Annotated in this window: 18 protein-coding genes, 2 tRNA genes and 1 pseudogene; 2 read left to right on the forward strand and 19 right to left on the reverse strand. The window is 54.5% G+C overall.

The genetic code is table 11. The features are described 5' to 3' along the window. Positions 1–10 precede the first annotated feature (10 nt). On the reverse strand, positions 11–1237 hold the full coding sequence (gene wecC, locus GS_RS09310) for a UDP-N-acetyl-D-mannosamine dehydrogenase (RefSeq protein ID WP_010942497.1): 1227 nt from the start codon (positions 1235–1237) through the stop codon (positions 11–13). Between the two features lie 23 nt (positions 1238–1260). Next, a complete protein-coding gene (locus tag GS_RS09315; protein ID WP_010942498.1) occupies positions 1261–2481 on the reverse strand; it encodes a GumC family protein in 1221 nt (406 codons plus the stop codon). 242 nt (positions 2482–2723) lie between these two features. Between GS_RS09315 and GS_RS09320 the strand changes: the two are divergent. Beyond that, positions 2724–3889 (forward strand): annotated as a pseudogene (locus tag GS_RS09320) (IS4 family transposase). 129 nt (positions 3890–4018) lie between these two features. Here the strand turns inward: GS_RS09320 and GS_RS09325 are convergent. The 10 genes from GS_RS09325 to GS_RS09370 all read right to left on the reverse strand — a co-directional run bounded on the left by GS_RS09325 (position 4019) and on the right by GS_RS09370 (position 13751). Beyond that, positions 4019–4723 (reverse strand): hypothetical protein, encoded by a 705-nt coding sequence (locus GS_RS09325; RefSeq protein ID WP_010942499.1) that lies wholly within the window; start codon positions 4721–4723, stop codon positions 4019–4021. Positions 4724–5264: 541 nt separating this feature from the next. After that, positions 5265–5969, reverse strand: coding sequence for a hypothetical protein (locus GS_RS09330; RefSeq protein WP_010942501.1), 705 nt, complete (start codon positions 5967–5969; stop codon positions 5265–5267). 50 nt (positions 5970–6019) lie between these two features. Further along, positions 6020–6985, reverse strand: a complete 966-nt coding sequence (locus GS_RS09335; protein WP_010942502.1) for a hypothetical protein — start codon at positions 6983–6985, stop codon at positions 6020–6022. A gap of 167 nt (positions 6986–7152) precedes the next feature. Further along, positions 7153–10350, reverse strand: a complete 3198-nt coding sequence (locus GS_RS09340; protein WP_235044856.1) for an IPT/TIG domain-containing protein — start codon at positions 10348–10350, stop codon at positions 7153–7155. A gap of 310 nt (positions 10351–10660) precedes the next feature. Then, a tRNA-Glu gene (locus tag GS_RS09345) sits at positions 10661–10735 on the reverse strand. Between the two features lie 70 nt (positions 10736–10805). Further along, positions 10806–10880 (reverse strand) — tRNA-Gln (locus GS_RS09350). Positions 10881–11146: 266 nt separating this feature from the next. Further along, positions 11147–11686 carry a 2-oxoacid:acceptor oxidoreductase family protein gene (locus GS_RS09355; RefSeq protein WP_010942504.1) on the reverse strand — a complete coding sequence of 180 codons (540 nt, stop codon included), beginning with the start codon at positions 11684–11686 and terminating at the stop codon, positions 11147–11149. Between the two features lie 15 nt (positions 11687–11701). Continuing rightward, positions 11702–12445: a thiamine pyrophosphate-dependent enzyme gene (locus tag GS_RS09360; RefSeq protein WP_010942505.1), complete on the reverse strand. Its 744-nt coding sequence runs from the start codon at positions 12443–12445 to the stop codon at positions 11702–11704. A 7-nt stretch (positions 12446–12452) separates the two neighbouring features. Further along, positions 12453–13508 carry a 3-methyl-2-oxobutanoate dehydrogenase subunit VorB gene (locus GS_RS09365; protein WP_010942506.1) on the reverse strand — a complete coding sequence of 352 codons (1056 nt, stop codon included), beginning with the start codon at positions 13506–13508 and terminating at the stop codon, positions 12453–12455. Positions 13509–13547: 39 nt separating this feature from the next. Then, positions 13548–13751, reverse strand: coding sequence for a 4Fe-4S dicluster domain-containing protein (locus tag GS_RS09370; RefSeq protein WP_010942507.1), 204 nt, complete (start codon positions 13749–13751; stop codon positions 13548–13550). A gap of 191 nt (positions 13752–13942) precedes the next feature. Here GS_RS09370 and GS_RS09375 point away from each other — a divergent pair, with 191 nt between their 5' ends. Beyond that, the gene (locus tag GS_RS09375) at positions 13943–14446 is read left to right on the forward strand and encodes a MucR family transcriptional regulator (RefSeq protein ID WP_010942508.1); all 504 of its coding nucleotides are present in this window, start codon (positions 13943–13945) and stop codon (positions 14444–14446) included. Between the two features lie 84 nt (positions 14447–14530). On the opposite strand, the gene rsmA is transcribed toward GS_RS09375, so the two are convergent. Genes rsmA through GS_RS09410 form a run of 7 tightly spaced genes read right to left on the reverse strand, consistent with a single transcriptional unit; the run spans position 14531 to position 21662 of the window. Further along, entirely contained in the window at positions 14531–15361 is an 831-nt protein-coding gene (gene rsmA, locus GS_RS09380) for a 16S rRNA (adenine(1518)-N(6)/adenine(1519)-N(6))-dimethyltransferase RsmA (protein ID WP_010942509.1), read from the reverse strand. After that, positions 15358–16380 (reverse strand): tRNA (adenosine(37)-N6)-threonylcarbamoyltransferase complex transferase subunit TsaD, encoded by a 1023-nt coding sequence (gene tsaD / locus GS_RS09385; protein ID WP_010942510.1) that lies wholly within the window; start codon positions 16378–16380, stop codon positions 15358–15360. The genes rsmA and tsaD overlap by 4 nt, the downstream gene beginning before the upstream one ends. A gap of 6 nt (positions 16381–16386) precedes the next feature. Beyond that, positions 16387–17709 (reverse strand): PhoH family protein, encoded by a 1323-nt coding sequence (locus GS_RS09390; protein WP_010942511.1) that lies wholly within the window; start codon positions 17707–17709, stop codon positions 16387–16389. 51 nt (positions 17710–17760) lie between these two features. After that, positions 17761–18045: a lipoprotein gene (locus GS_RS09395; protein WP_010942512.1), complete on the reverse strand. Its 285-nt coding sequence runs from the start codon at positions 18043–18045 to the stop codon at positions 17761–17763. A 29-nt stretch (positions 18046–18074) separates the two neighbouring features. Further along, positions 18075–19217, reverse strand: a complete 1143-nt coding sequence (locus tag GS_RS09400; RefSeq protein WP_010942513.1) for an aminotransferase class V-fold PLP-dependent enzyme — start codon at positions 19215–19217, stop codon at positions 18075–18077. A gap of 25 nt (positions 19218–19242) precedes the next feature. Beyond that, the gene (locus GS_RS09405) at positions 19243–20607 is read right to left on the reverse strand and encodes a right-handed parallel beta-helix repeat-containing protein (protein WP_010942514.1); all 1365 of its coding nucleotides are present in this window, start codon (positions 20605–20607) and stop codon (positions 19243–19245) included. Next, positions 20604–21662 (reverse strand): sensor domain-containing diguanylate cyclase, encoded by a 1059-nt coding sequence (locus tag GS_RS09410; protein WP_010942515.1) that lies wholly within the window; start codon positions 21660–21662, stop codon positions 20604–20606. Before GS_RS09410 ends, GS_RS09405 begins: the two co-directional genes overlap by 4 nt. Between the last annotated feature and the right edge of the window lie 163 nt (positions 21663–21825).

The following is a 21825-nucleotide window of genomic DNA, read 5'->3' on the forward strand; positions in this document are numbered from 1 at the left end:
TGGTTTCAGCCTAACTCCAAATACCTCGTGTATCAATAATAATTTTTTCTTTTAGGGTATCTGGTCTTATGTTTTTGAATTCTTGATGATCAACAAGAACAACTAATATATCTGCAGATACTACAACTTCATTTAATTCGACAATAGGAAATTCCAACTCCATATTTGTGCAATGAGGATCGCACACAAGTATATGCCCTACATCAGAAGCCATAAGGTCACGAACTATCTCTAAGGCTGGCGACTCTCTTAGGTCATCAATATTTGCTTTGAAAGTTATGCCTAAACAACCAATTACTGGGTGCTTAAATCTGGTAGCCTTTGTTTTGATCTTTTCAACAACCCAATACGGCTTATCATCGTTGACCTCTCTCGCCATTCGGATGAGACGTGCTTTATCGGGGGTTTTGCTTACTATGAACCACGGGTCGACAGCAATACAATGACCACCTACACCAGGACCAGGCTGAAGTATATCGACCCGTGGATGTCGATTCGCTAGCCTGATTAGCTCCCAAACATTAATACCAAGCTGATCGCAAATAAGTGATAATTCATTCGCAAATGCAATATTCACATCTCGATAGCTATTTTCTGTTAATTTGCACATTTCAGCAGTTCGTGCGTCAGACACAATGCATTCACCATTGACAACGGCTTTATACAATTTAACTGCTTCAGCTGAACATTTCTGAGTTATTCCACCAATTACTCGATCATTTTGGACTAATTCACGCAATATTTGTCCAGGTAACACCCGCTCCGGGCAATGCGCTAACCTAATATCTGATGATTCACCAACTTGATGCGGAAAGGTCAGGTCTTGTCTTGCTGCGGCTAGCCATTCTGCCACTTGTTCTGTAGTTCCGACTGGTGAGGTTGATTCCAAAATTACCAAATCCCCCTTCTTCAGTACATCAGCAATCATTCTAGTAGCAGTCTCCACATAGCTTAAGTCGGGCTTCTTTCCATCCCTGAAAGGCGTTGGCACAGCAATTATGAACGCATCGGACGCCTCAGGAGAAGTAGTTGCTCGAAGATAACCGCCAACTACAGCTGCATTTACGAGCATATCAAGATCTGGTTCGACTATGTGTATCTCGCCGCGGTTTATTGTATCTACAACTTCCATATTTATATCAACGCCAACTACTCTTATTTTTCTTGAAGCGAATAGCGCCGCAGTTGGAAGTCCAATATATCCTAAACCTATTACAGATACTTTCTTACTTTCCATTATGACTCCTTAAGTGGCTACATTTATATTCTTTTAACTACTCTTGACTTTATCCTGTTCCATACAACAAGCTCGTTACTTGGTAGTTTCGATAGCATATGCATAATTATTACTGATAGGATACCAAAGCCAAATGTTATAACTGTGGACATAGCAACTATCATACTACGTTTTGGCTTAGATTTTTTGTCAGGAACCCGTGCAGTTTGGATTATTTGTACATAATATGAATCCTTAAGTTCGCCGAGTTTTGCTGACTCAAATTGTTTTGTAAGTAAATCTACAATCGCTTCTTGGACTTTAAATTCTCGCATAAGGCGAAAATACTGTTGTCCTAACTCAGGAATCAACCCCATATTCGGGATAGCACCTCCGGCTTCACGACTTTCAATTCGAGATATTTGATTCCTCAGTCCATTAATGGTTGATTTAACGTTTTTTACCTCTAGACTATCTTCAGTAAATTGTTTTCTAAGATTTGATAATTGAATTTCTTGGGCGATCAACTGAGCATTCAGTTGAGCAATATTAGAAATTGCTGCTTGTGCCTGATCAGCTACTGACACGACTTTATATTTTGTCTGAAATTGCTTTAGATTGTCTTCCGATCGAGCTAAATCAACTTTTGCCTTAGCAAGTCTCTCTTCGTAAAATACTCTATTTTGCGCTGACTCCTTCGAATTTAGTTGAACTAAAAGATTACTCAGTTCATTTACATAAGCATTAGCAATATTGGCAGCTCGCTGCGGATCTTCGTCCTCAACAGATATTGTAATTATACCATCCTTCTTACCAGCAAGAATATCAATATTATTATCAAGTACTTTGTATGCATCAATGCGGTATTTCTCGTTGTATACCTTCATTAAATTGAATTTATCAATAATCTTATCACTTATAGCCTCACTTGTCATAATACTAACGTACATATCTGCAGGATTCGCTTTACCCAGCAGATCTGTCGCCAATGGTCCTACACCACCAAAAGAACCTGCTTGCCCTAACATAAGACCTAGCAATCCAGAATCTTGCTGTGGCGGAAGAATGCGCGTTGTTGCTTTGTAGACATTTGGCAAACTAATACTAATAACCAATGACAAAACAAATGCCAAAACGGTCAATATTGTTATCAGCTTCCAGCCACATAAAACAACCTCTAGGTATTCTAGAATGCAAATTCTCTCAGCTTCAAAATTGTTGCTGCTATCGTTAGCGTTACAACATTCATTTTGTAGATTAGCCATAGTATCCTCGCAATTTTGACCAACTCTATTAGATCACTACAACATTGGCCCAAAAGGAATCACAACCAAAAGCCAGCATCATCTTTTACATCCATGCTCACTAGTGTCCCAACGTTGGTCGCCGGCATCGGCGTAACTCCTTGTGCTGGTTGAAATAAAACGAGCTTATGGCATTTAACCGACTTGAAATTTTCCCAGAAACCCCCGGCACTCTCGTGCAGCAAAGTACGGGAGGTGTTGCCATGTATCCCGGGAAGCTCGTTTTCTCTCAGATAATGGAGCATCTTCCGCTCCATGTCTTCCATCAATGCGTCGAGCGATACCGCGGCAACTTCAAGGTCAAGGACTTCACTTGTCTCGACCACTACCTCTGCATGGCGTTTGCTCAACTCACCTACCGGGAAAGCCTGCGGGATATCGAAGCCTGTCTGCGAGCGCAGAAGAGCAAGCTTTACCACATGGGAATCCGCAGCTCCATTTCCCGCAACGCCATCGCCAATGCCAACAAGATCAGGGATTGGCGGATTTACGCCGACTTCGCATACTCTCTGATCCAGACAGCCCGAAAGCTTTATGCCGGCGACAGCCTCGCTCTCGATCTCGACAACACCGTCTACGCTTTGGATGCCACAACGATCAATCTGTGTCTTTCAATGTTTCCCTGGGCAGAGTTCAGAACGACAAAGGCTGCGGTGAAACTGCATACCCTGCTCGATCTGCGTGGCAACATCCCGAGCTTCATCTACATTTCCGATGGCAGGCTCCACGAGGTCAACACCCTCGACCTCGTCCCGCTGGAGCCAGGGGCATTTTACGTCATGGATCGGGGATACCTCGACTTCCAGCGGTTGTACCCTTTCCACCATTTCCGGGCCTTCTTTGTCATTCGTGCAAAGTCGAACCTGAAATTCCGGCGCGTTTATTCCGGACCAACGGATCGTTCAACGGGAATCATGTGCGATCAGACGATTCTGCTTACCGGCGTCAATTCGGCGAAGCATTACCCGGAAAAGCTCCGCAGGGTGAAGTATTACGATGCCGAAAACGACAGAACGCTCGTTTTTCTGACCAATAATTTCGATCTGCCGGCCCTGACCAGAGCCCAACTCTACCGAAACAGATGGCAGGTCGAGCTGTTCTTCAAGTGAATCAAGCAGAACCTGAGGATCAAGTCCTTTTACGGAACCTCCGAAAACGCGGTAAAGACTCAAATCTGGATTGCTGTCTCCGTGTATCTGCTCGTTGCTATCATGAAGAAAAGGCTGAAAACCAACGCCAGTATCTACACAATTCTACAGGTCCTGAGCGTAACGGTTTTTGAGATAATATTAGAATTACAAGTACTTACAGAGTCGGATTGCGAAAACGATCCGGAATAACAGCTAACCAGCTGGTTTTATTCAACTAAACGTTGGGACACTAGTGGTACGTGCTAACTTATACAATAAGATGGAGAACAAGCAGTATCGATAATATTTAAATTATTCTGACAAGTAAACCTACACAGCTAGTCATAGTCGCAACTAATTAGCAAACATCATATATTCGTACTATTATTGATCGCTATGAATGACTTAGGCAACATCATAAATCTTTCTGTAATTATATTTGCCTCGTGATACAGCTCTTTAAACATAAGTTTATTCAGCAATCTTGCACTTTCTACTATTCTAACAGCTTGATCAACTGATCTGGCCTTACTCCAATGCCCTAAGCTAAATGACATAACCAATCTAATTCGAACAGGCTTTGGTAGCCAATGGAAGAACGGAATCATACAATGTGGTTCAATTGGAAACCAGTAGTTGGGCGTCTGCACAAACTGCCTTTCTGATACTCTGCATAACTCACTACTAAATTTAACCATGTTGTCCCAGTCGCCAACATGTTCAAGAACAGAGTTTGAGTGCCCAATATGATATGATTTATCCCTAAACGTTTCAAGATTACAGCCATTTGCTTGTACAAATTCAAATATCTCACTATTAATTGAAACAGCGGTGCCAGGCAAATTAACCAATGTTATTTTTACATTGTATTTTAACATCCATTGTTTAGACACAATGTTCCAATAGTTACATGTGCCACCAACGTCAATTATTTTAACTTCACCGTGAATATTGTATACAGCTTTAATCATCTGCAATAGAGGAATTATTCGCTTTGATCGAAATCTAGATCCAGCGGAAGCAGTATCATCATAGTTTGTTATAAATCTAGTAACTTTTTGCAGGATAGACACCGTATTCCTCCATCACTTAATTCTTTTGAACTATTTTTACCATTCTCCAGGACACCCTGTCACCATAGTTCTGGCTCAGTATTGTGCCAGAGGGCTCTACTTTTAGCATATCTTCGATTTGGGGAAGTTTACGGATCAACTCGCCGCCACCCGTGGGTTGCTAAACCATTGCCGTCGATAACGGCCCGTAATTCACCAGCAGAGCGATGGATGAGTGGGTACAAATAACGTAAGGCCACGGTTCATTCAGCCAGAAAAAAGTCCAGAACACATTTATCCAAAGTTTCAAACCAAGCCGAGTGATGAGAACATATTTATCGGTCTGCATGTCGCGAGGCAGAAATAGAATCTAGCAGGGTTTATAACTCAAGCAGACCACACAGTTCCCCGACCAATTGAACGCCAGATGAACTTGCTGGCACATCCCTCAACCGCTAAAATACTAATATTTAGTGGTTGGATAAAGAGGCAAGGTAAGACGCCAAACATGAAAAAGGGCTAACCTAAGTTAGCCCTTATGACAACAAATGTAGGAAACTAATTAATATAAAGCTCTCCAGGCATAATTTTCTGTTGCATCCTTAGAGCAAACTTCCAAAGTATCTGCAGCTCCAGTATTTGCCCTGGTGAACCAAATCGTCCCTCTTACATTTGCATCACATGCTGGCTTCACCGCAGTGGTATTGAGTTTAACACCACCTGCCACTTCAAGGCGCTGAGTAGGAGCAAAGGATCCTATACCGACATTACCAGCACTGGTAATCCGAACTCGTTCTGACATGTTAACAGAGTTTTCTGGTGCCGTCAGAAATGATATATAACTTGGAATTGATGTAGTTGTCCAAGTCTTTTCGGCAGCAAAGTTCAAGCCGGAGCCAATCAGCTTTCCCGCGCCATTTGCTGCGCCGAACAAGAAATACCCAAGGCGGTTATTAGCTAAAGGTAAAGCATTATTATCGCCATTGTATAACCCGATAAAGCCACCTCCAGCATATCTACTATCCACACCAGCGTTAATGCCGTTCCAGTGAGCTACTATTTGAGTAGAAACATACGTGTTACCCTTGGCGTGGAATGCTGCAGCCGGTGCATTAGTACCAGAACCAACAAGCCCTCCATCCGTCACCACAAACATATCAGTAGTACCTGTGGCATTCTTCACAATCAACTTATTCGCCGCCTGGGCCATCACCGGCATAAGTGCTACAACTGAAGCCGCAACCGCCAACATAACCTTTCTCTTCATGTGATGCTCCTTTCCCCGCGAGGATCTTTGCTAAAATAGCAAAATGAGGTTTAGTTTACAACGATATTTTGAGCAATTAATGTGCCAGCCGCCACCGTGATCGTGCCAACCGTGGTCGTCAGGGTCGTACTGGGGGTATAATCTCCGTTGTAACCTCCCTTCAGTGTTATGGTCTTGTTGGTGTTCATGGTCAGAGCTCCAAGGGAGGCGGAAGTAGTTGCCATGGCCTCCAGTACGGCTCCGGTTGTTGCAGTGTTGTAAGCATCTTGTACAGTGTCAAAATAAGATGTAGTTCCCGCTATCCGTATGGCTTGGTATTTGGCGAATTCCGCGCCAACGGTTGCCCCGGCAGCCAGCGAAGATATCACGCAGTTACCCGTTCCGGTGCAGGACCCGGTCCATGCCTTGAAATAGGAGTCGGAACTGGGGGTAGGCATCAATGTAACCTGACTGTTCGCGTCGAATCCATACAGGCAGGGGCCGCTCGTGCAGGTTAAGCCTGCAGGGTTGCTCGTTACCGTCCCGCTTCCCGCGCCGCTGACCGTTACCGTGACGGGATACTGGGTGACGCCGGTATCGGTGAGGTAGCGCGTTGCCAGCACAAATGAAGAAAGTGACGTGCTGAGCGGCAGGATGTTAACGTCGTAGATGCCCATGCCTGCATTCTGATCCAGTCCAAGCGAAAAGGCAGGATATTGGTCATTCGCTACCGTGTACTCGAACTCAAAAAGCGGCAAAGATGTGGTGTTGATCCCGCTGATGACCTCGGCCCAGAAAAATGAAATGGTATTGGCATCTGTAACGGTAGTCTCAACAAGATTGGGGGAAGCTGCCTGGTTGAGAAGGGTAGTGCTAAGGTAACTCGTGCCCGCTGGGTTGTTGACAAGAAAGCTGATCGACCCAACGCCCGTAAACGACGGAGTGAGACCTACCGTAACAAAGGCTTTGCTCACGACTGCTTCTGCATCTCGATCCATGGGCATGGCAACCAGTATCCCGGCCGCCAGGAGAATCATTCTCACCTTCTTTGGTGCCCCTGCTACGCTGAAACTGCATGCTAGTTCTCCTTGCACACGCAAAAAAACGTGTGCGGTAGGTGACCTGTAAAAACTTGATATACCACACTTTACACAATTCGCGAGGCAAACCGCAAATTATAATTTTGTAACACGTAACATACAGGTTACTGAAGCGCTACATTGCTGAATGTAACGCTACCGAGCGATACCGTGAGTCCGCCGAGTAGCTTGGTGTAGCCGGCAGTCGGTGTGAACGAGGCGTCGTATCCGCCGCTAAGCAGTATCGCAACGTTACGGTTAAAGTTAAAGGGTCCGGTAAAGTCCAGGGCCCTCGCCATGATGGTGTCGCCCGTTACGGCGGCGGCATATGCATCGGCAAGAGAGGCGAAGGTTGTTTCCGTCATGCCGTTGATGAGCTTGAGATTGGGCGTGACGGAGAAGGTTGCAGTGACTGCCTTGTCGGCGTCCATGGTCACGCTGCAGTCTCCGGCACTGGCCGTACATGCGCCACTCCAGCCGCTGAAAATCGATCCGGAATTGTCGGGCGTAGCCGTGAGGGTTACGGTTATCCCCTTATCGAAGTCAGCGGAGCAGTTGGTTGCTGACCCGCTTTGGCAGGCGATTCTGGAATCAGGAGAAACGCTGGTGACGGTTCCATTGCCGGTGCCCGTAGTCGTAACGGCAAGGGTTTGGAGAACCGTGAAGAGCCCGGATCCCGCATCGCCGCCAAGGGTGTTGACAACGAATGCCCCGGTAGAGGCTCCGGCAGGGACGGTGACGGTGATCTGGGTTGCCGAGTTGACGACAAAGGACGCGTTCTGGCCTGCGAGAGTGACGGACTGGGTTGTTTCGAAATTGCTGCCGGTGATGGTTACGGTACTTCCCGCTTTACCGGACTGGGGGGAGATGCCGGAAACCGAGGGCATGCTGGGCGCCCCGAAAACCGCCCCCTCGCCCACGGCAAAGGGTCTCACGCGGAAACTTGTTGTATAGAACGTCCAGCCGGTCTTGGATGCGCCGAGAGTGACCCAGTCATTGGGCTCTAGATTGGGAATGACGATGAGGCCGTTATTGGCAGAGGTCGAGGTCCCACCAAAGGTAATGCCGTCTGATGAGTAGTATGCCGTGTAGGTTTTGCCCATGCCGCTTTGGATCGAAGCTACGGCGCCGCCTATCGGGTTGCCGCTCTGGTCTACGACGCGGGCCGTAATCACCCCTTTGCCGGCGTAGACACCCCAGCTATTCACTTCGGCCTGAGTGAAGAGAAGAAACGGTGCAGTGGTAGTAATGGCAGAGCCGCCGTTGATGACGGCGGAGACGGCGGGCAAATAGCCTGTCTTCTCTGCCACGAGGTCATAGGTGCCGTTGGCGGGAAGTCCGCCGAGCGAGAAGGAGCCGGTCCCGACCTGGCTGGTTGTCGTGACTGACGGGTTGCCCCCTAGGCTGACGGCAACACCACCCAGAGGAGTGCTTGCGGAATTCACGACCAGCCCTGCAAAGGATCCGGCTGTTCCGACGCTGAAGCTGCTGGTACTTTCCGCAGAACCGACGCCGCTGGATGTCACCTGAATAGTGCCGGTGGTCACTCCGGATGGAACCGTAACAGTCAATCTGCTCGCAGTGGCATTGGTTACGGTTGCCGCAACCCTTCCCATGCTGCCGGCAAACGTAACGACGTTATTAGCAGGCGTGGTGCTGAAGTTGAGTCCGTCAATGTACACGGTTGTGCCGGTATTGCCTCCGGCGGGGTTGAATCCGTTGATAGCCGGTCCGGTGACCGGGGTGAAAACGGTCTGGCGGAACGCGGCGTTGCCGGCTGCGTCCCTTACGCTGACGCTCCACTGACATGTCTTGTTTGCTTCAAGAGGGCCGAACGCCTCATTGTTCTGGTTGTAGGTGACCGAGGTAGTCGTGGACGGCAGGTCCTCGATATACCATATCTGGTTGTAGTTTGTGGCGTCGCTGACTTGAACGGTATAGGTGTAGGAGGCTGGAGGAGACGAGGGGGCTGCCCATGAGAAGAGTTGGTTCTGATTAAATTGAATATTGCCTGTCGGCGCCAGGTTGGTGGCAAAGGCGTCCAGAACCGTTGAAATGGTGACGGTGGTCGGGGTCGGAGAACTGTCTCCCTCGTAAGTGATGTCAAGATTGTACTGACTGCCGGGGGTCGGCCGCGTGGAGTTGATAAACACCCATGACGAGAATCCCCAATCATTAAGCCCAATATCGATGGGCACGGCTATATTCGGGCCGGAGGTGACCACCACGGTGACCGGCTTCTTGCGCATGCCGTCAATTGCGAAATTAAGGCTGTAATTGTCGAAATATCCCCATTGGGAGTTGCCGGTCCAGTGGTTCGTCATGATGGAAGCAAGAGAATCGACAGCCGTCATGGTGGCCGAAACGCCGGTCACGTTCTGGCCATTCACAACAACATGGGTTGTGTTGAATTCACCGAAAACCACGTCCCCGAAGTCCTCAGTCCCGTTGTTGTTCATGTCCAGAAAGGCAAAGAGGAAGTAGGTGCCGTCCTCGACACCGGTGATGGTGAAGGCTTGCGGGGATGATGGATTTGATATGGCAGCTGCGGCAACCTTCGGCGGATCGCCTGACTCATCCACCACAGCCACGTAGAGGGGACCGCTGGGGGTGACGCCGTTGATGGTGATGGTTCCGCTTACGCTTCGGGATCCCTGCTTCGGCATGACGGGCATCCAGGAGGAGGTGACTGATGCCTGGCCAGACGCATGGGCAGTGACCCGATAACAGCTTGTAGCCTGCCCCGCGCTGTCTGCCCAGGCACCCTGATCACGGTTCTTGATCCCGGTCTTCACGGTTGTTATGTTGGTGAGACTGGCGCATATGGCAGGATTTGCACTCCCGTTCGTTGCCCGTTCAACATCGAACGTTTCAGCCACGGGATATTCCCGGTTGTACTGTTCGGAATAATAAAAATCGCTGTCCAGCATGAGAAACACCGCGCCGTTTGCCGCCAGTGGCGTGGCCAGGGGGCTGTATTCCCCGCTGAAGGGCACACTGGGATTGGCGAGCGTAATGGTCCCGACATTATACGTTGTGTCGCTGGTGACCTGGACAGAAGAGGAGATACCCGTCGGATCGTTGGCGTGCTGAACCCCCAAACCGGTTACATCGAGGAAGGCGTCCACGGTATACATATTGTTGCTGGTGACCCCTCTGATGGAAAAGGGGAGTGTCTGCCCGGCGGCAATTGTGAACGAGGTCCCGAAACTGTTGTTGGAGGCCCTGAGATAGACACGCCCCGCCTTGCCACTGCTGTTCTGGACGTTGCCGGTCAACGTTGCGGCCCAGGCTCCGGTTGCGACAATAACTGTCAAAACCACCGCTAATACAACCCTGAAAATGCCAACATTCCGACCATGTAAGACCATTTTTCCAATCCTCCTTCAAGCCTGTAGAACACCGCTTCACGCTCTTCCTGACAGGGCAGCCCGTGAAGAGCAATCACTGTATTATTACGTAACAGCAATATGTATACCCAACGTGGACCGTAAAACAATCTCAACATAACACGAAAAAATTCGGTGAGGAATCGGGAGATACAACGTGAGTGAAACGTGGGTAACGTTTTTGCCGGGCAGGGTGTGGATAAAAAAAGCGGCAATCCTTTATAAGAAGGATTGCCGCTTTAAATGGTGATCCCAAGGGGACTTGAACCCCTGTTACCGACGTGAAAGGCCGGTGTCCTAACCACTAGACGATGGGACCAAACTTTATGTTCGCTTCTGAACCTGTGCCGCAGCCACTATCGACACTGGCCGTCCGCCAGATGTTGAACTGGCTGGGGTGCAAGGATTCGAACCTTGGAATGCCGGAATCAAAATCCGGTGCCTTACCGCTTGGCGACACCCCAAGAGGAAGGACAATTATTTATCACGAGGCCCCATGAAGCGTCAAGCATTTTTTTCAATTTTTTCTTCCGGGCATCCCTGCCCCCCGTTAACCCGGTAGATACTCCCATGCGCTTCAGTAGATAACTTCTCAAAGACTCGCACCCGGATCCGCCACGAATCCGGCCGGGCAAATCCGCAGGCGTAGCAGGGCTACGTTGAGAATTTTGCGAGGAAGAGCCGGGCAAAGACGACCTGAAGACGGAATGCGGGACCGAAAGTTCAGTTCCTAGCCGCCATACCCCGCGCCGGCGGCAATGGCCTTGACGTTGGCGGGGATGAATCGATGATTGCGCTCGGGAAGCGTTTCCTTGAGGGCATCTTCAAGTGACTGGAGAGAAACCGCGCCGGTCCTGGCGGCATAGGCGCCAAGCGCAACCATGTTGACCATGCGCGGATCGCCCAGATCCACGGCAATGTCGTTCATGGGGATGGCAACTACTGTGATGTCGGAACGCATACCTGCAGGTACGTCCACCAGCGAGCTGTTGACGATACAGAGCCCGCCAGTCTTGACCCTGGCGAAGAATTTGTCAAAGGATGCCTGATTGAGGATGACTGCAACAGAAGGGCTGCCGATGACGGGAGACCCCACTTCGTCGTCGGCGATAACAACGGTGCACATGGCGGCGCCGCCCCGCTTCTCAACTCCGTATGAGGGGAAGAATGAAACGTTTTTACCTTCGATGATGGCCGCCTGGCCCAGGATGTTTCCGGCGAGCAGGACTCCCTGGCCGCCGAAGCCGGCAATGAATACGTCGTGACGCATGAAAATACTCCCTGCTTAAAGTTGAGCGGTGTTTTTGAAGACGCCGAGCGGGAAATAGGCACACATTTCGGTCCCTACCCGTTCGTTGGCAGCCAGGGCGTCCATGCCCCAGTTGGTGGGACATGAGGAGAGTGCCTCGATGAAGGAAAACCCCTTGCCCTCGGCCTGATAACGGAAGGCTTTCTTGATCTGGCGCTTGGCGTCCATGAGGTTCTTGGGGTTGTTCACGGCGACCCTGGCCGAAAAGGCTACCCCCTCCAGTTGAGCCAGCAGTTCCGCCATCCGGATGGGCGAGCCGTCCTTCTCGTTCTTCCTGCCATAGGGCGAAGTGGAAGTCCTTTGCCCGACCAGAGTGGTGGGAGCCATCTGGCCGCCGGTCATGCCGTAGGTAGTGTTGTTGACAAAGATAACAGTGATGTCTTCGCCGCGATTGGCCGCATGGATGATTTCGGAGGTGCCGATGGCGGCCAGGTCCCCGTCTCCCTGATAGGTAAAGACAAAGGCGTCGGGACGGGCCCGCTTGACCCCGGTGGCCACGGCGGGAGCCCGGCCATGGGGCGCCTCGACCACATCGATATCGAAGTAGCCGTAGAGAAAAACGGAGCACCCCACCGAGGCAACCCCGATGGTCTTCTTCTGCACGCCGAATTCATCCATGGCCTCGGCCACGAGGCGGTGGAAGGTGCCGTGATGGCACCCGGGACAGAAGTGGGTCTGGACATCCTTGAGACTGACCGGCTTTTTGAAGACCTGTTGCATATGTACCTCAATAAAATTTTCTGATCTGTTCAAGCAGTTCTTCGGGCGTGGGGAGTGAACCGGCACCGGGGGGACGGCCGTAGAAAAAGACGTCGGTGCCTGCGGCAACGGAGAGACGGACATCCTCAACCATCTGGCCGGCGTTCAGCTCGATATCGAGCACCTTTTTACAACGCGCCGTGGCGGTGCGGTACGCCTTCTCCGGAAAGGGGAACAGGGTAATGGGGCGCAGAAGCCCCACGTTAAGCCCTTGCTCCCGGGCACTCATGACCGCGGTCTTGGCGATGCGGGCCGCGGAGCCGAAGGCGGTCACCAGGAATTCGGCATCGTCGAGCATGAATTCCTCCCAGCGCGCCTCCTTTTCCTTCAGTTCGGCGTAGCGGGCATGGAGCTTCCAGTTGTGGGCTTCAAGCTCGCCATCACCCAGATAGAGGGACTTGACCACGCGCTGTTCGCCGTCCCCCTTGCCCCGCACGATCCAATCTTTGGGCGGCAGCACGGATGAGGGGCGCGGGTTGGGGGTGAGTGATTCCTTCATCTGGCCGATGACCGAATCACCGAAGACCATGGCAGGCATCCGGTAGATGTCGGAGAGGTCGAAGGCGAGCATGGTCAGATCGTACATCTCCTGGACCGACGAGGGTGCGAGGACGATGATGTGATACCCCCCGTGCCCTCCCCCCTTTACCGCCTGGAAGTAATCCGCCTGGGATGCGTCGATGCCGCCGAGTCCCGGACCCGAACGGCAGATGTTGACGATGACGCCGGGCAGTTCGGCGCCGGCCATATAGGAGATCCCCTCCTGCTTGAGCGATATGCCGGGGCTTGACGATGATGTCATGGCCCGGACGCCGGTGGCCGAAGCCCCCAGAAGCATGTTGATGGATGCGATCTCGCTCTCTGCCTGAATGAACTCCCCGCCGAGGCTGGGGAGTTCGCGGGACATGTATTCGGGAATATCACTCTGGGGTGTGATGGGATAGCCGAAATAGTAGCGGCATCCGGCCTCGATGGCGGCCATGGCCAGGGCCTCGTTACCCTTCATGAACAGTCGCTTTGTCAAAGCTGCCTCCATACAAATGGTGTTTCAGATACTGTTACTCTATTTATAAACCTTAATAGCAACGTCAGGGCATATCTCCGCACAGAGAGCACAGCCGGTACATTGATCCTGGCTGGTCATGACGGCGGTGACATAGCCGTATTTATTGATCGTACTACTCATCACGATCAGTTTGCGCGAACAGGCGAGCGTACAGAGGCCACACCCTTTGCACCTCGATTCATCAATCTCAATTTGAGCCATCTAGCCGTATCCTTTCTCCTCTGCATTGCCGTATACAGAAGTGGTACATAACGTATCAAAAGTTGAAGCTATGGGTCAATCTCATTTTACAGGTATATTTCAACGATTTATCACTTGCTTTTGTCTGACAATACAGCTAAATATGTACTCAGGTTATTCATGTAATTCTCACAAATCAAAGGAGGGAGTCAATGGCGCCGACATTATTGGAATTGACCGCGAGTATTGTATCCTCACACGCTGCTGTGTCAGAGCTTTCCACGGAAGAACTGGTTCAGGAAATTCAAAAGGTTCATGCTACTCTGCAACAGCTTGAAGGTGGTGCTGCTGCACCCGAGGTTGCGGCAGAGGAAGCCAAGGCCCCGGCCATGACGCTCAAGAAAGCATTCCAGGCCGACCAGGTATGCTGCATGATCTGCGGCAAGGGTGGGATGAAAACCCTTACCCGCCACTTGGCCCAAGTGCACCAGATGAAGCCGGGCGAATATCGCAAGCAGTTCAACATCCCCAGCAGCCAACCGCTTACCGCCAAAAAGTTCTCCGAGGCACGCAAGCAGATGGCCAAGGACCGGGGGCTTGCCGAAAATCTCGCCAAGGCGCGCGCCGTACGCGCCGCCAAGATTCAGGAGAAGAAGGCTGCGGCCGAAAAGCCGGCTAAAACCAAGGCTACTCGCGCCAAGAAAGCTACTGCCTGATTACGATATCCTGCCCGTGGCACTAGGAAGCCGTTCGCCCAGCGAACGGCTTCTTTCTTTCCGCGCCCGCTATGATGCACGGGGCTAAAGCGAGCCGCCGGCCGCCAGAAGCCCCTTGGTCAATGAGGCAAACTCCTGCAGGGACAGCGTCTCGCCGCGCCTTCCCTCGTCGATGCCGCAGCGTGCCAGAACATCCCTGATGCCGTCCGTCGGCACACCCAGCGCCCCTCCCTTCAAACAATTCCAGAGCGTCTTGCGGCGCATGGCAAAGGATGCCTTGACCACCCGCCTGAAGTAGTCCTCGTCCCCCACGTCCACCCGTGGCTGCGCCAGGGGAACAAACAAGAGAACCACCGAATCCACCTTGGGCACAGGATGGAACGAGCCGGGCCTGACGAGGATCTCACGGGTCACATCAAAGTGAAGCTGGAACAGGACCGACAGGACACCGTACTCTTTGCTCCCCGGCCCCGCAGCGAGTCTGTTGCCCACCTCTTTCTGAAGCATGAGTACGAGCCGGCTGAATAGATCCCGAGCATCGAGCAGTCTGAACAGGACCGGCGTGGATATGTTATAGGGCAGGTTTGCCGCCACCTTCCAGGGAGGCGTGCCGTAGCGGCCGAGGGTTTCGCGGAGATCCAGGTCGAGGATGTCACCTTCGATGATCGTAACTGAGGGGTTTCCGGCAAAACTGCCGCGCAGGAGCGGCACCAGACGGTCGTCCAACTCAACGGCCACGAGCTGTCCGGCCTGTTCCGCCAGATATGACGTCAGAGCTCCCTTGCCGGGGCCGATCTCCAGAATCCGCTCGCCGGCACCGGCACTCACTAGGGCCGCAATGCGGGAAAGAACCGAACGGTCAGTGAGAAAATTCTGCCCGAGCGCCTTCCGGGCACGGATGCCGTCCCCTCTCACCCCTCCCTCCCCGACCCGAGCAGGTCAAGTGGCCAGTTCACCCGTGCGTCAAGCGCGAGACCGCCCTGCTCCCCACAGCGCAGGTAATAGTCACCCGGCACGGCGATCATGGCGGCATTGTCTCCGCATAGCGACGGCGACGGGATCATGAGCTCCACGCCCCGCGCAGCGGCGGCATGGGCCATTTCCCGCCGCAGCGCACTGTTGCAGGCCACCCCACCTGCCACCACGACCCGGTCAATACCTGCCGCCTCCGCGGCACGAAAGGTCTTTTCCACCAACACATGACAGACGGCCTTCTGGAACGAAGCGCAGAAGTCGGCCAGGGATTTTCCCTCGGGAAGCCCCTGCTTCTTCACCGCAGAGAGCACCGCGGTCTTGAGGCCGCTGAAGCTGAAGTTGAAGCTGCCGTCGTGGAGCAGAGGCCGCGGAAAGGCGATGGCATCCGGGTCACCGGCGGAGGCCAGGCGATCAATCTCGATGCCGCCCGGATAGGGGAGGCCCAGCAGCTTGGCCACCTTGTCGAAGGCTTCGCCAGCAGCATCGTCCAGGGTCTGGCCGAGGGTGGTGCACCGGCCGATACCGTCGACCCGGTACAGGTGGGAATGCCCCCCCGACACCACCAGGGCCAGATAGGGATAGGCGACCTCGCGTTCAAGAAAAATAGCGGCAAGGTGCGCTTCAATGTGATTGACTCCTACCAGGGGCAGTCTCCTGGCAAAGGCGATGGATTTGGCCACGGACAGGCCGACCAGGAGAGCGCCGGCCAGTCCGGGCCCCTGGGTCACCGCAACCCCTTCCACGTGATCGAGGGTCACGTCCGCCAAGCGCAGGGCCTCGCCGATAACCGCGGGAATGGTCTCCAGGTGTTTGCGCGAGGCAATTTCGGGTACAACCCCGCCGTAGACGGCGTGATCCTTCACCTGGGAGGAAACCACGCTTGACAGGATGGAGCGCCCGTCGCGCACCAAGGCGGCAGCGGTTTCGTCACACGATGTTTCGATGGCAAGTACGAGCATGGAACGCTAGAGGAGGTTCGCCGCCAGTTCCGCCAGCTCCGACCGCTCACCCTTGGTCATGGTGACATGGCCGGCGATGGGCACCCCTTTGAAGCGCTCCACCACGTAGGTAAGACCGTTGGAGGATGCGTCCACGTAAGGGTTGTCGATCTGGTAGGGATCGCCCGTGAGCACGATCTTGGTCCCCTCGCCGGCCCGGGTGATGATGGTCTTGATCTCGTGGGGGGTGAGGTTCTGGGCCTCGTCCACGATCATGAACTGAAGCGGAATGGAGCGGCCGCGAATATAGGTCAGTGGCTCGATATCCATGATTCCCATGGCCATGAGCTCCTTGTACCCCTTGCTGTGCCGCTTTTCGGCCTCGTGGCCCGAGAGGAGAAGCTCCACGTTGTCGAAGATGGGCTGCATCCACGGGGTCAGTTTTTCCTCGATGTCACCCGGAAGGAAGCCCAGGTCGCGTCCCATGGGGAATACGGGACGGGAGACCAGAAGCCTGTTGTAGACGTTTTCCTCGGCGGTTTTGTGCAATCCGGCCGCTATGGCCAGAAGCGTCTTGCCGGTGCCCGCCTTGCCCACCAGCGTCACGAGCTTGATGGAGTCGTCCAGCAGGGCGTCAAAGGCAAAGGCCTGTTCCCGGTTGCGGGGATGGATGCTCCAGACCCCGTCTTTGCCGTTTTTGGCGATGGGGGTGATCCGCTTCTGGTCAGCGCGGTATTTTCCCAGGGCAGTGTGGGAGGGGTTGGCCGCATCGCGCAGGGTGACGAACTGGTTGGGGTGCAGGTCGTAGCCGGTAAGATCGACCCACCCCTGACCGTGAAAGCGGTCCACCATCTCCGCCGACACCTCGAGTTCAGTGAAGCCGGGATAGAGTTCCTCAATATCGACCTTGTCGGACTCATAGTCTTCCGCCTTGAGGCCGAGGGCGTCGGACTTGATGCGCAGGTTGGTATCCTTGGTCACGAAGATGACCGGCGTGGCCTCATCCTGCTCCTTGACCCTGAGCGCCACGGCCAGGATCCGGTTGTCGCCCCGCTCCTCGCGCAGTTCGGGAGGAAGCACCTTCATGAATTTCTCTTCGTACATCTCTACGCGCAGGGTACCGCCGGTTTCGAGGGCAATGCCGTTGGCGAGGGAACCGGTTGCCCGCATTTCGTCAAGGTAGCGTGAAAGCTGCCGGGCGTTGCGGCCGGTCTCGTTCATGTCCTTTTTGAACCGGTCGATCTCCTCGATAACGGTTATGGGAATGATGATGTTGTTTTCCTCAAACTTGAAGATGGCCTGGGGATCGTAAAGAAGGACGTTGGTATCGAGCACGAAGTTTTTGATCATGTGAGTTTGCTTTCGTTGGCTAAAGTGGAATGACGCGTCCTGCCGGACGCACTATTTGTCGATCACGTGCACCTGGAGCCCCGAAGAGAGGGCGAGAATCTTGATGTAGACCGGGCGTTCCCGGTATCGGGCATCGAGAATAACTTCCCCCTCGCGGTTGAGGGCGGCAAGGACACTCTCGGGGGATTCCTTGATCTGGTAGAAACTGTAAATCCCTGTTCCGTAAAGCTCGTCCTTGGTTACGGGCCGTTCCGGGGGGAGCGAACAGCCGGCAACAGCGAGAAGCAGGACAAAAGCCGCGGCGGCGGCACGCACACCTGCGACGAACACCGGCATACCTTTACCTTTCACGGCTGCCACCTTTCTCATCCACCGACAATCTCGCGAAGAGCACGCAGAAAGAGCTCCACCTCGTTGTCGGTGGTAAAAAAACCGGGGCTCACCCTCACCGTCCCCGTGGGATAGGTTCCGATGGTCCTGTGGGCCGAGGGTGCACAGTGGAGGCCCACTCTGACGCTGATGTCGTGGTCGTGGTCAAGGCGGAAACCGATTGTCTGCGGATCCGTGTCCGTGGCGGAAAAGCTGACGACGCTCCCGCGGGGTTCGTCAGCGGCCGGGCCGTGAACGGTTACCCGTCGCATGCCGGCAAGCCCTTCCAGTATCTGCCGGACCAGAGAGGTTTCCCGCTCCCTGATGGCAGAAATCCCCGTCCGCTCGATGAATGCCACCCCCGCCCCGAGGCCGGCGATGCCGGGAGTGTTGAGGGTGCCGCTCTCGTACCGCTCGGGCATGGCGGCCGGCTGTTCCTCGTCGGAAGAGTGGACGCCGGTCCCCCCCACCATGAGCGGCGTGAGCTCGACCCCATCGGCCACGTAGAGGATGCCGGTTCCCTGGGGCCCGAAGAGTCCCTTATGTCCGGGTGCCGCCAGCAGATCTATGCCGATTGCCGGTGCATCCAGGGGAATCATGCCGGCAGACTGGGCCGCATCCACCAACAGCAGGGCGCCCCGCTTTTTCACTTCAGCGCCGATCTCTTCAACGGGCTGCAGCGCACCGGTAACGTTGGAACAGTGGGAAAGGGCCACGAGACGCGTGTTTGGCCTCATAGCTGCCGCAACGGCGTCCGGGGTAACGAATCCCCGACGGTCGGCAGCAACACTGGTCACTTCCACACCCCGCCCCGACGCTGCATGGAGCGGCCTGACCAGAGAGTTGTGCTCCACGGTGGTGGTAACCACGTGGTCGCCGGGGGAGAGGAGTCCCGAAACCGCCAGATTGAGCGCTTCGGTGGCACTGTGGGTAAACACCACGCGGGAGGAATCGGCCACCCCCAGCAGGGTTGCCACCGCCTCACGCGTCTCGAACACTATCCGTGTCGCCTCGATGCTCCGCCGGTACCCTCCCCTGCCGGGACCGACCCCCACGCGGCGCAGGGCGTAGTCAACGGCTTCGTAGACAGCATCGGGCTTGGGAAAGGAAGTGGCGGCATTATCCAGATATACTGACATGAGAAAAAATTAGCACGCAGCCCGGTCATTTGGCAACGGAATTCGGGACAGCGGGCAGAGGGGCCGAGTCGAGTACCGGCGCCACCAGAACCATCCCCCGGACAGGGTCGTCATTGCCGTCGTACAAGCGACTGTCAAGGTTTTGAGCGGATTGTCCCGTCCCCCACCAGTTGGCCATGGCCCGAAAATCCTCGGAGCCGGCATTATATATATCGTACGTGCCGTTGCCGCTGAAACTGTTGCCCCAGGCGATACCCCTGCCGTCCTCAACCCGCAGTCCCACATCGTTTCGCGCAATCTCGCTGCCGCTGATCTTCACGCCGGACCGGGAAAGAATGAGCCCCACCCGACGGTTGCCCGCAATGAGGCTGTGCGCCACGCTCCCGTCGCACTCCGTGAGGACGATGCCGGATTCGCACCGTTCCACAACAGCACCCTCCAACTTCAGGCGGGTATCGAAGGCATCGATCCCTCTTCCTTTGCAGTCGGAGACGCGCGCACCGGCCAGATAAAGGGAACTCCGCCGTACCGTGAGCCCGTCGACATTACCGTTGAACCTGACGTCGCGCAGGTCGATCTCGCTACCGTCCAGTTCCATTCCCACCTCACAGCCGCTCACCTCGCCGCCGGCAAAGGTAACCACCGACTCGGCCAGCCGTACACCGGTGCCGCACGAGCTGAAACTCGCACCGTTCATGGTCAGGGCCGAGTGGGAGGCGTCGAGCCCCATTACGGCACCCTCGACCCTGCAGTGCTCAATGATGTTTTTCTTTTCACTGGCCAGCAGGACGATCCCATACCACTCGCCCGCCAGGGGAGTGCCGTTTGCCGGGGTGAAGCGGACCGGGGCATCGGTGCTGCCCCGTACCACGAGGCGCCCCTGCACCAGGAGCCCAGGCGCAGCTGTAATCCCCGGGGCGGTGCGCCTGAACCGGACCACGGTGCCGGACTCCAGGGTCAGGGTAGTCTGGGGGGCGATCCGGACCCAACCTTCAATCAGGACTTCGCCACGCCAGGTAGTGTCTTCGGTGATCAAAAGGTTGCGCAGGACCGTCGCCACGGCCGGCGCAGCCGGTGCAAGGCGATCGAGTCCCGGCAGGGTTCGCCGGGGGGTGTCGATGCCGGAACCAGCGGCCGGCACGGGCAGAACCTGCTCGGGAGGAGGCGAGACGTTACCCTGGTCCACGGGACGTTCCGTCGCGACCGCCGGAGGCGCGGCGGCGGACGTGTCGGCAGGTGCGGTTGGCGGCGTCTCAACGGGCGACGGCTGAACATGCCACGTTCCCATGAGCTCGGTCAAAGTGGCGCAGCCGGTCAAGAGCCCGAAGCCCGTGACGGCCAGACAACAGGCCATTATCCGGATGAAGCGCCGTGCCTGATTCATTGTCATGGCTCATCCTCTCTTCTGCTGTACACGCGGTTCTTGCCGAACTCCTTTGCCCGGTAGAGGAGATCGTCGACCCGCTTGAGCATATCCCCACGGCTTTCCCCGTCGCGGGGAAACGAGGCAACGCCGACGCTGACCGTAACGCCCTGTGGAGCTAGCCCCTTGAGCACGTCGAGGCTTCGTCGCTCCACCAGTTCGCGCAGCCGCTCCGCAACCTGGAGGGCACTGTCGAATTCCGTTTCGGGCAGCAGGACAATGAACTCCTCCCCTCCGTACCGGAAGGCGAAATCCGAGCTCCGCAGGGCCTCGCCGAGGAAGTCGCCCATGGCTGCCAGCACCTTATCTCCGTGGGGATGGCCGTAGGTGTCGTTGAACCTCTTAAAGTCGTCCACATCGAGCATGATGATAGCAAGAGGCTTTTCATAGCGCTTGGCCCGGTTCAGCTCACGACTAAAAATCTGCTGGAAATATCTATGGTTATACAATCCCGTAAGGGAATCGGTGATGGCCATCAGTCGCGTCCGCGCGTGGAGCTGGGCGTTGTCGATGGCCATCGCCGCGAAGGATGCGAGTACTGACAGGAGTTTCATCCGTTCCTTGTCGAAGTCCCGGGGGACGAAATCGTCCAGGTAGAGGATGCCGACAATGCGGTTCTGCATCATGAGAGGAACGCAGATGAGGGAACGGATCCCCTCGTTGAGGGCGGTGGGATTGTGGAAGAAGCTCGTGTCGGCCGTGTCGTTGACAAAGAGAATCTCGCCACGGGTCAGCACCTGCTCCGTGAGTCCGCCGGGCTGAACGCTCCAGCGCTCGGTTTTGACGAACTCCGGGGTCAAGCCTTCGTGGGCATGGAGGGTAAGATCGTTGCGGTACCCGTCGTAGAGGGCGATGCTGCCGGCCGGTGTTTCGGCGAAGCGCATGGCGCTCGTCAGGATGTGCCTGAGCACCGTATCGAGGTCAAGGGTGGAGACCACGGCACCGGCCACCTCGATCAGGTCCTTCAGCGCGACCACCTCGGCTTCGAGCATTTCCCGCGTGCGCTCGGGGCTGAGTTCCATAATGATCCGTTTCCTCCTAAAATAGTCTTTATTAGCACAGCAAGCCGGCAAAGTAAATTGGACAGTCCGCCAGGGCATACGAAACAGGACTCGCGCACCGGCCTCGACAGAGCATTGCCCCGTCGATTCAACCTGTTATGAGTTTCAATTTTTACCGCTTGAC

Source organism: Geobacter sulfurreducens PCA, assembly GCF_000007985.2.
Lineage (GTDB): Bacteria > Desulfobacterota > Desulfuromonadia > Geobacterales > Geobacteraceae > Geobacter > Geobacter sulfurreducens.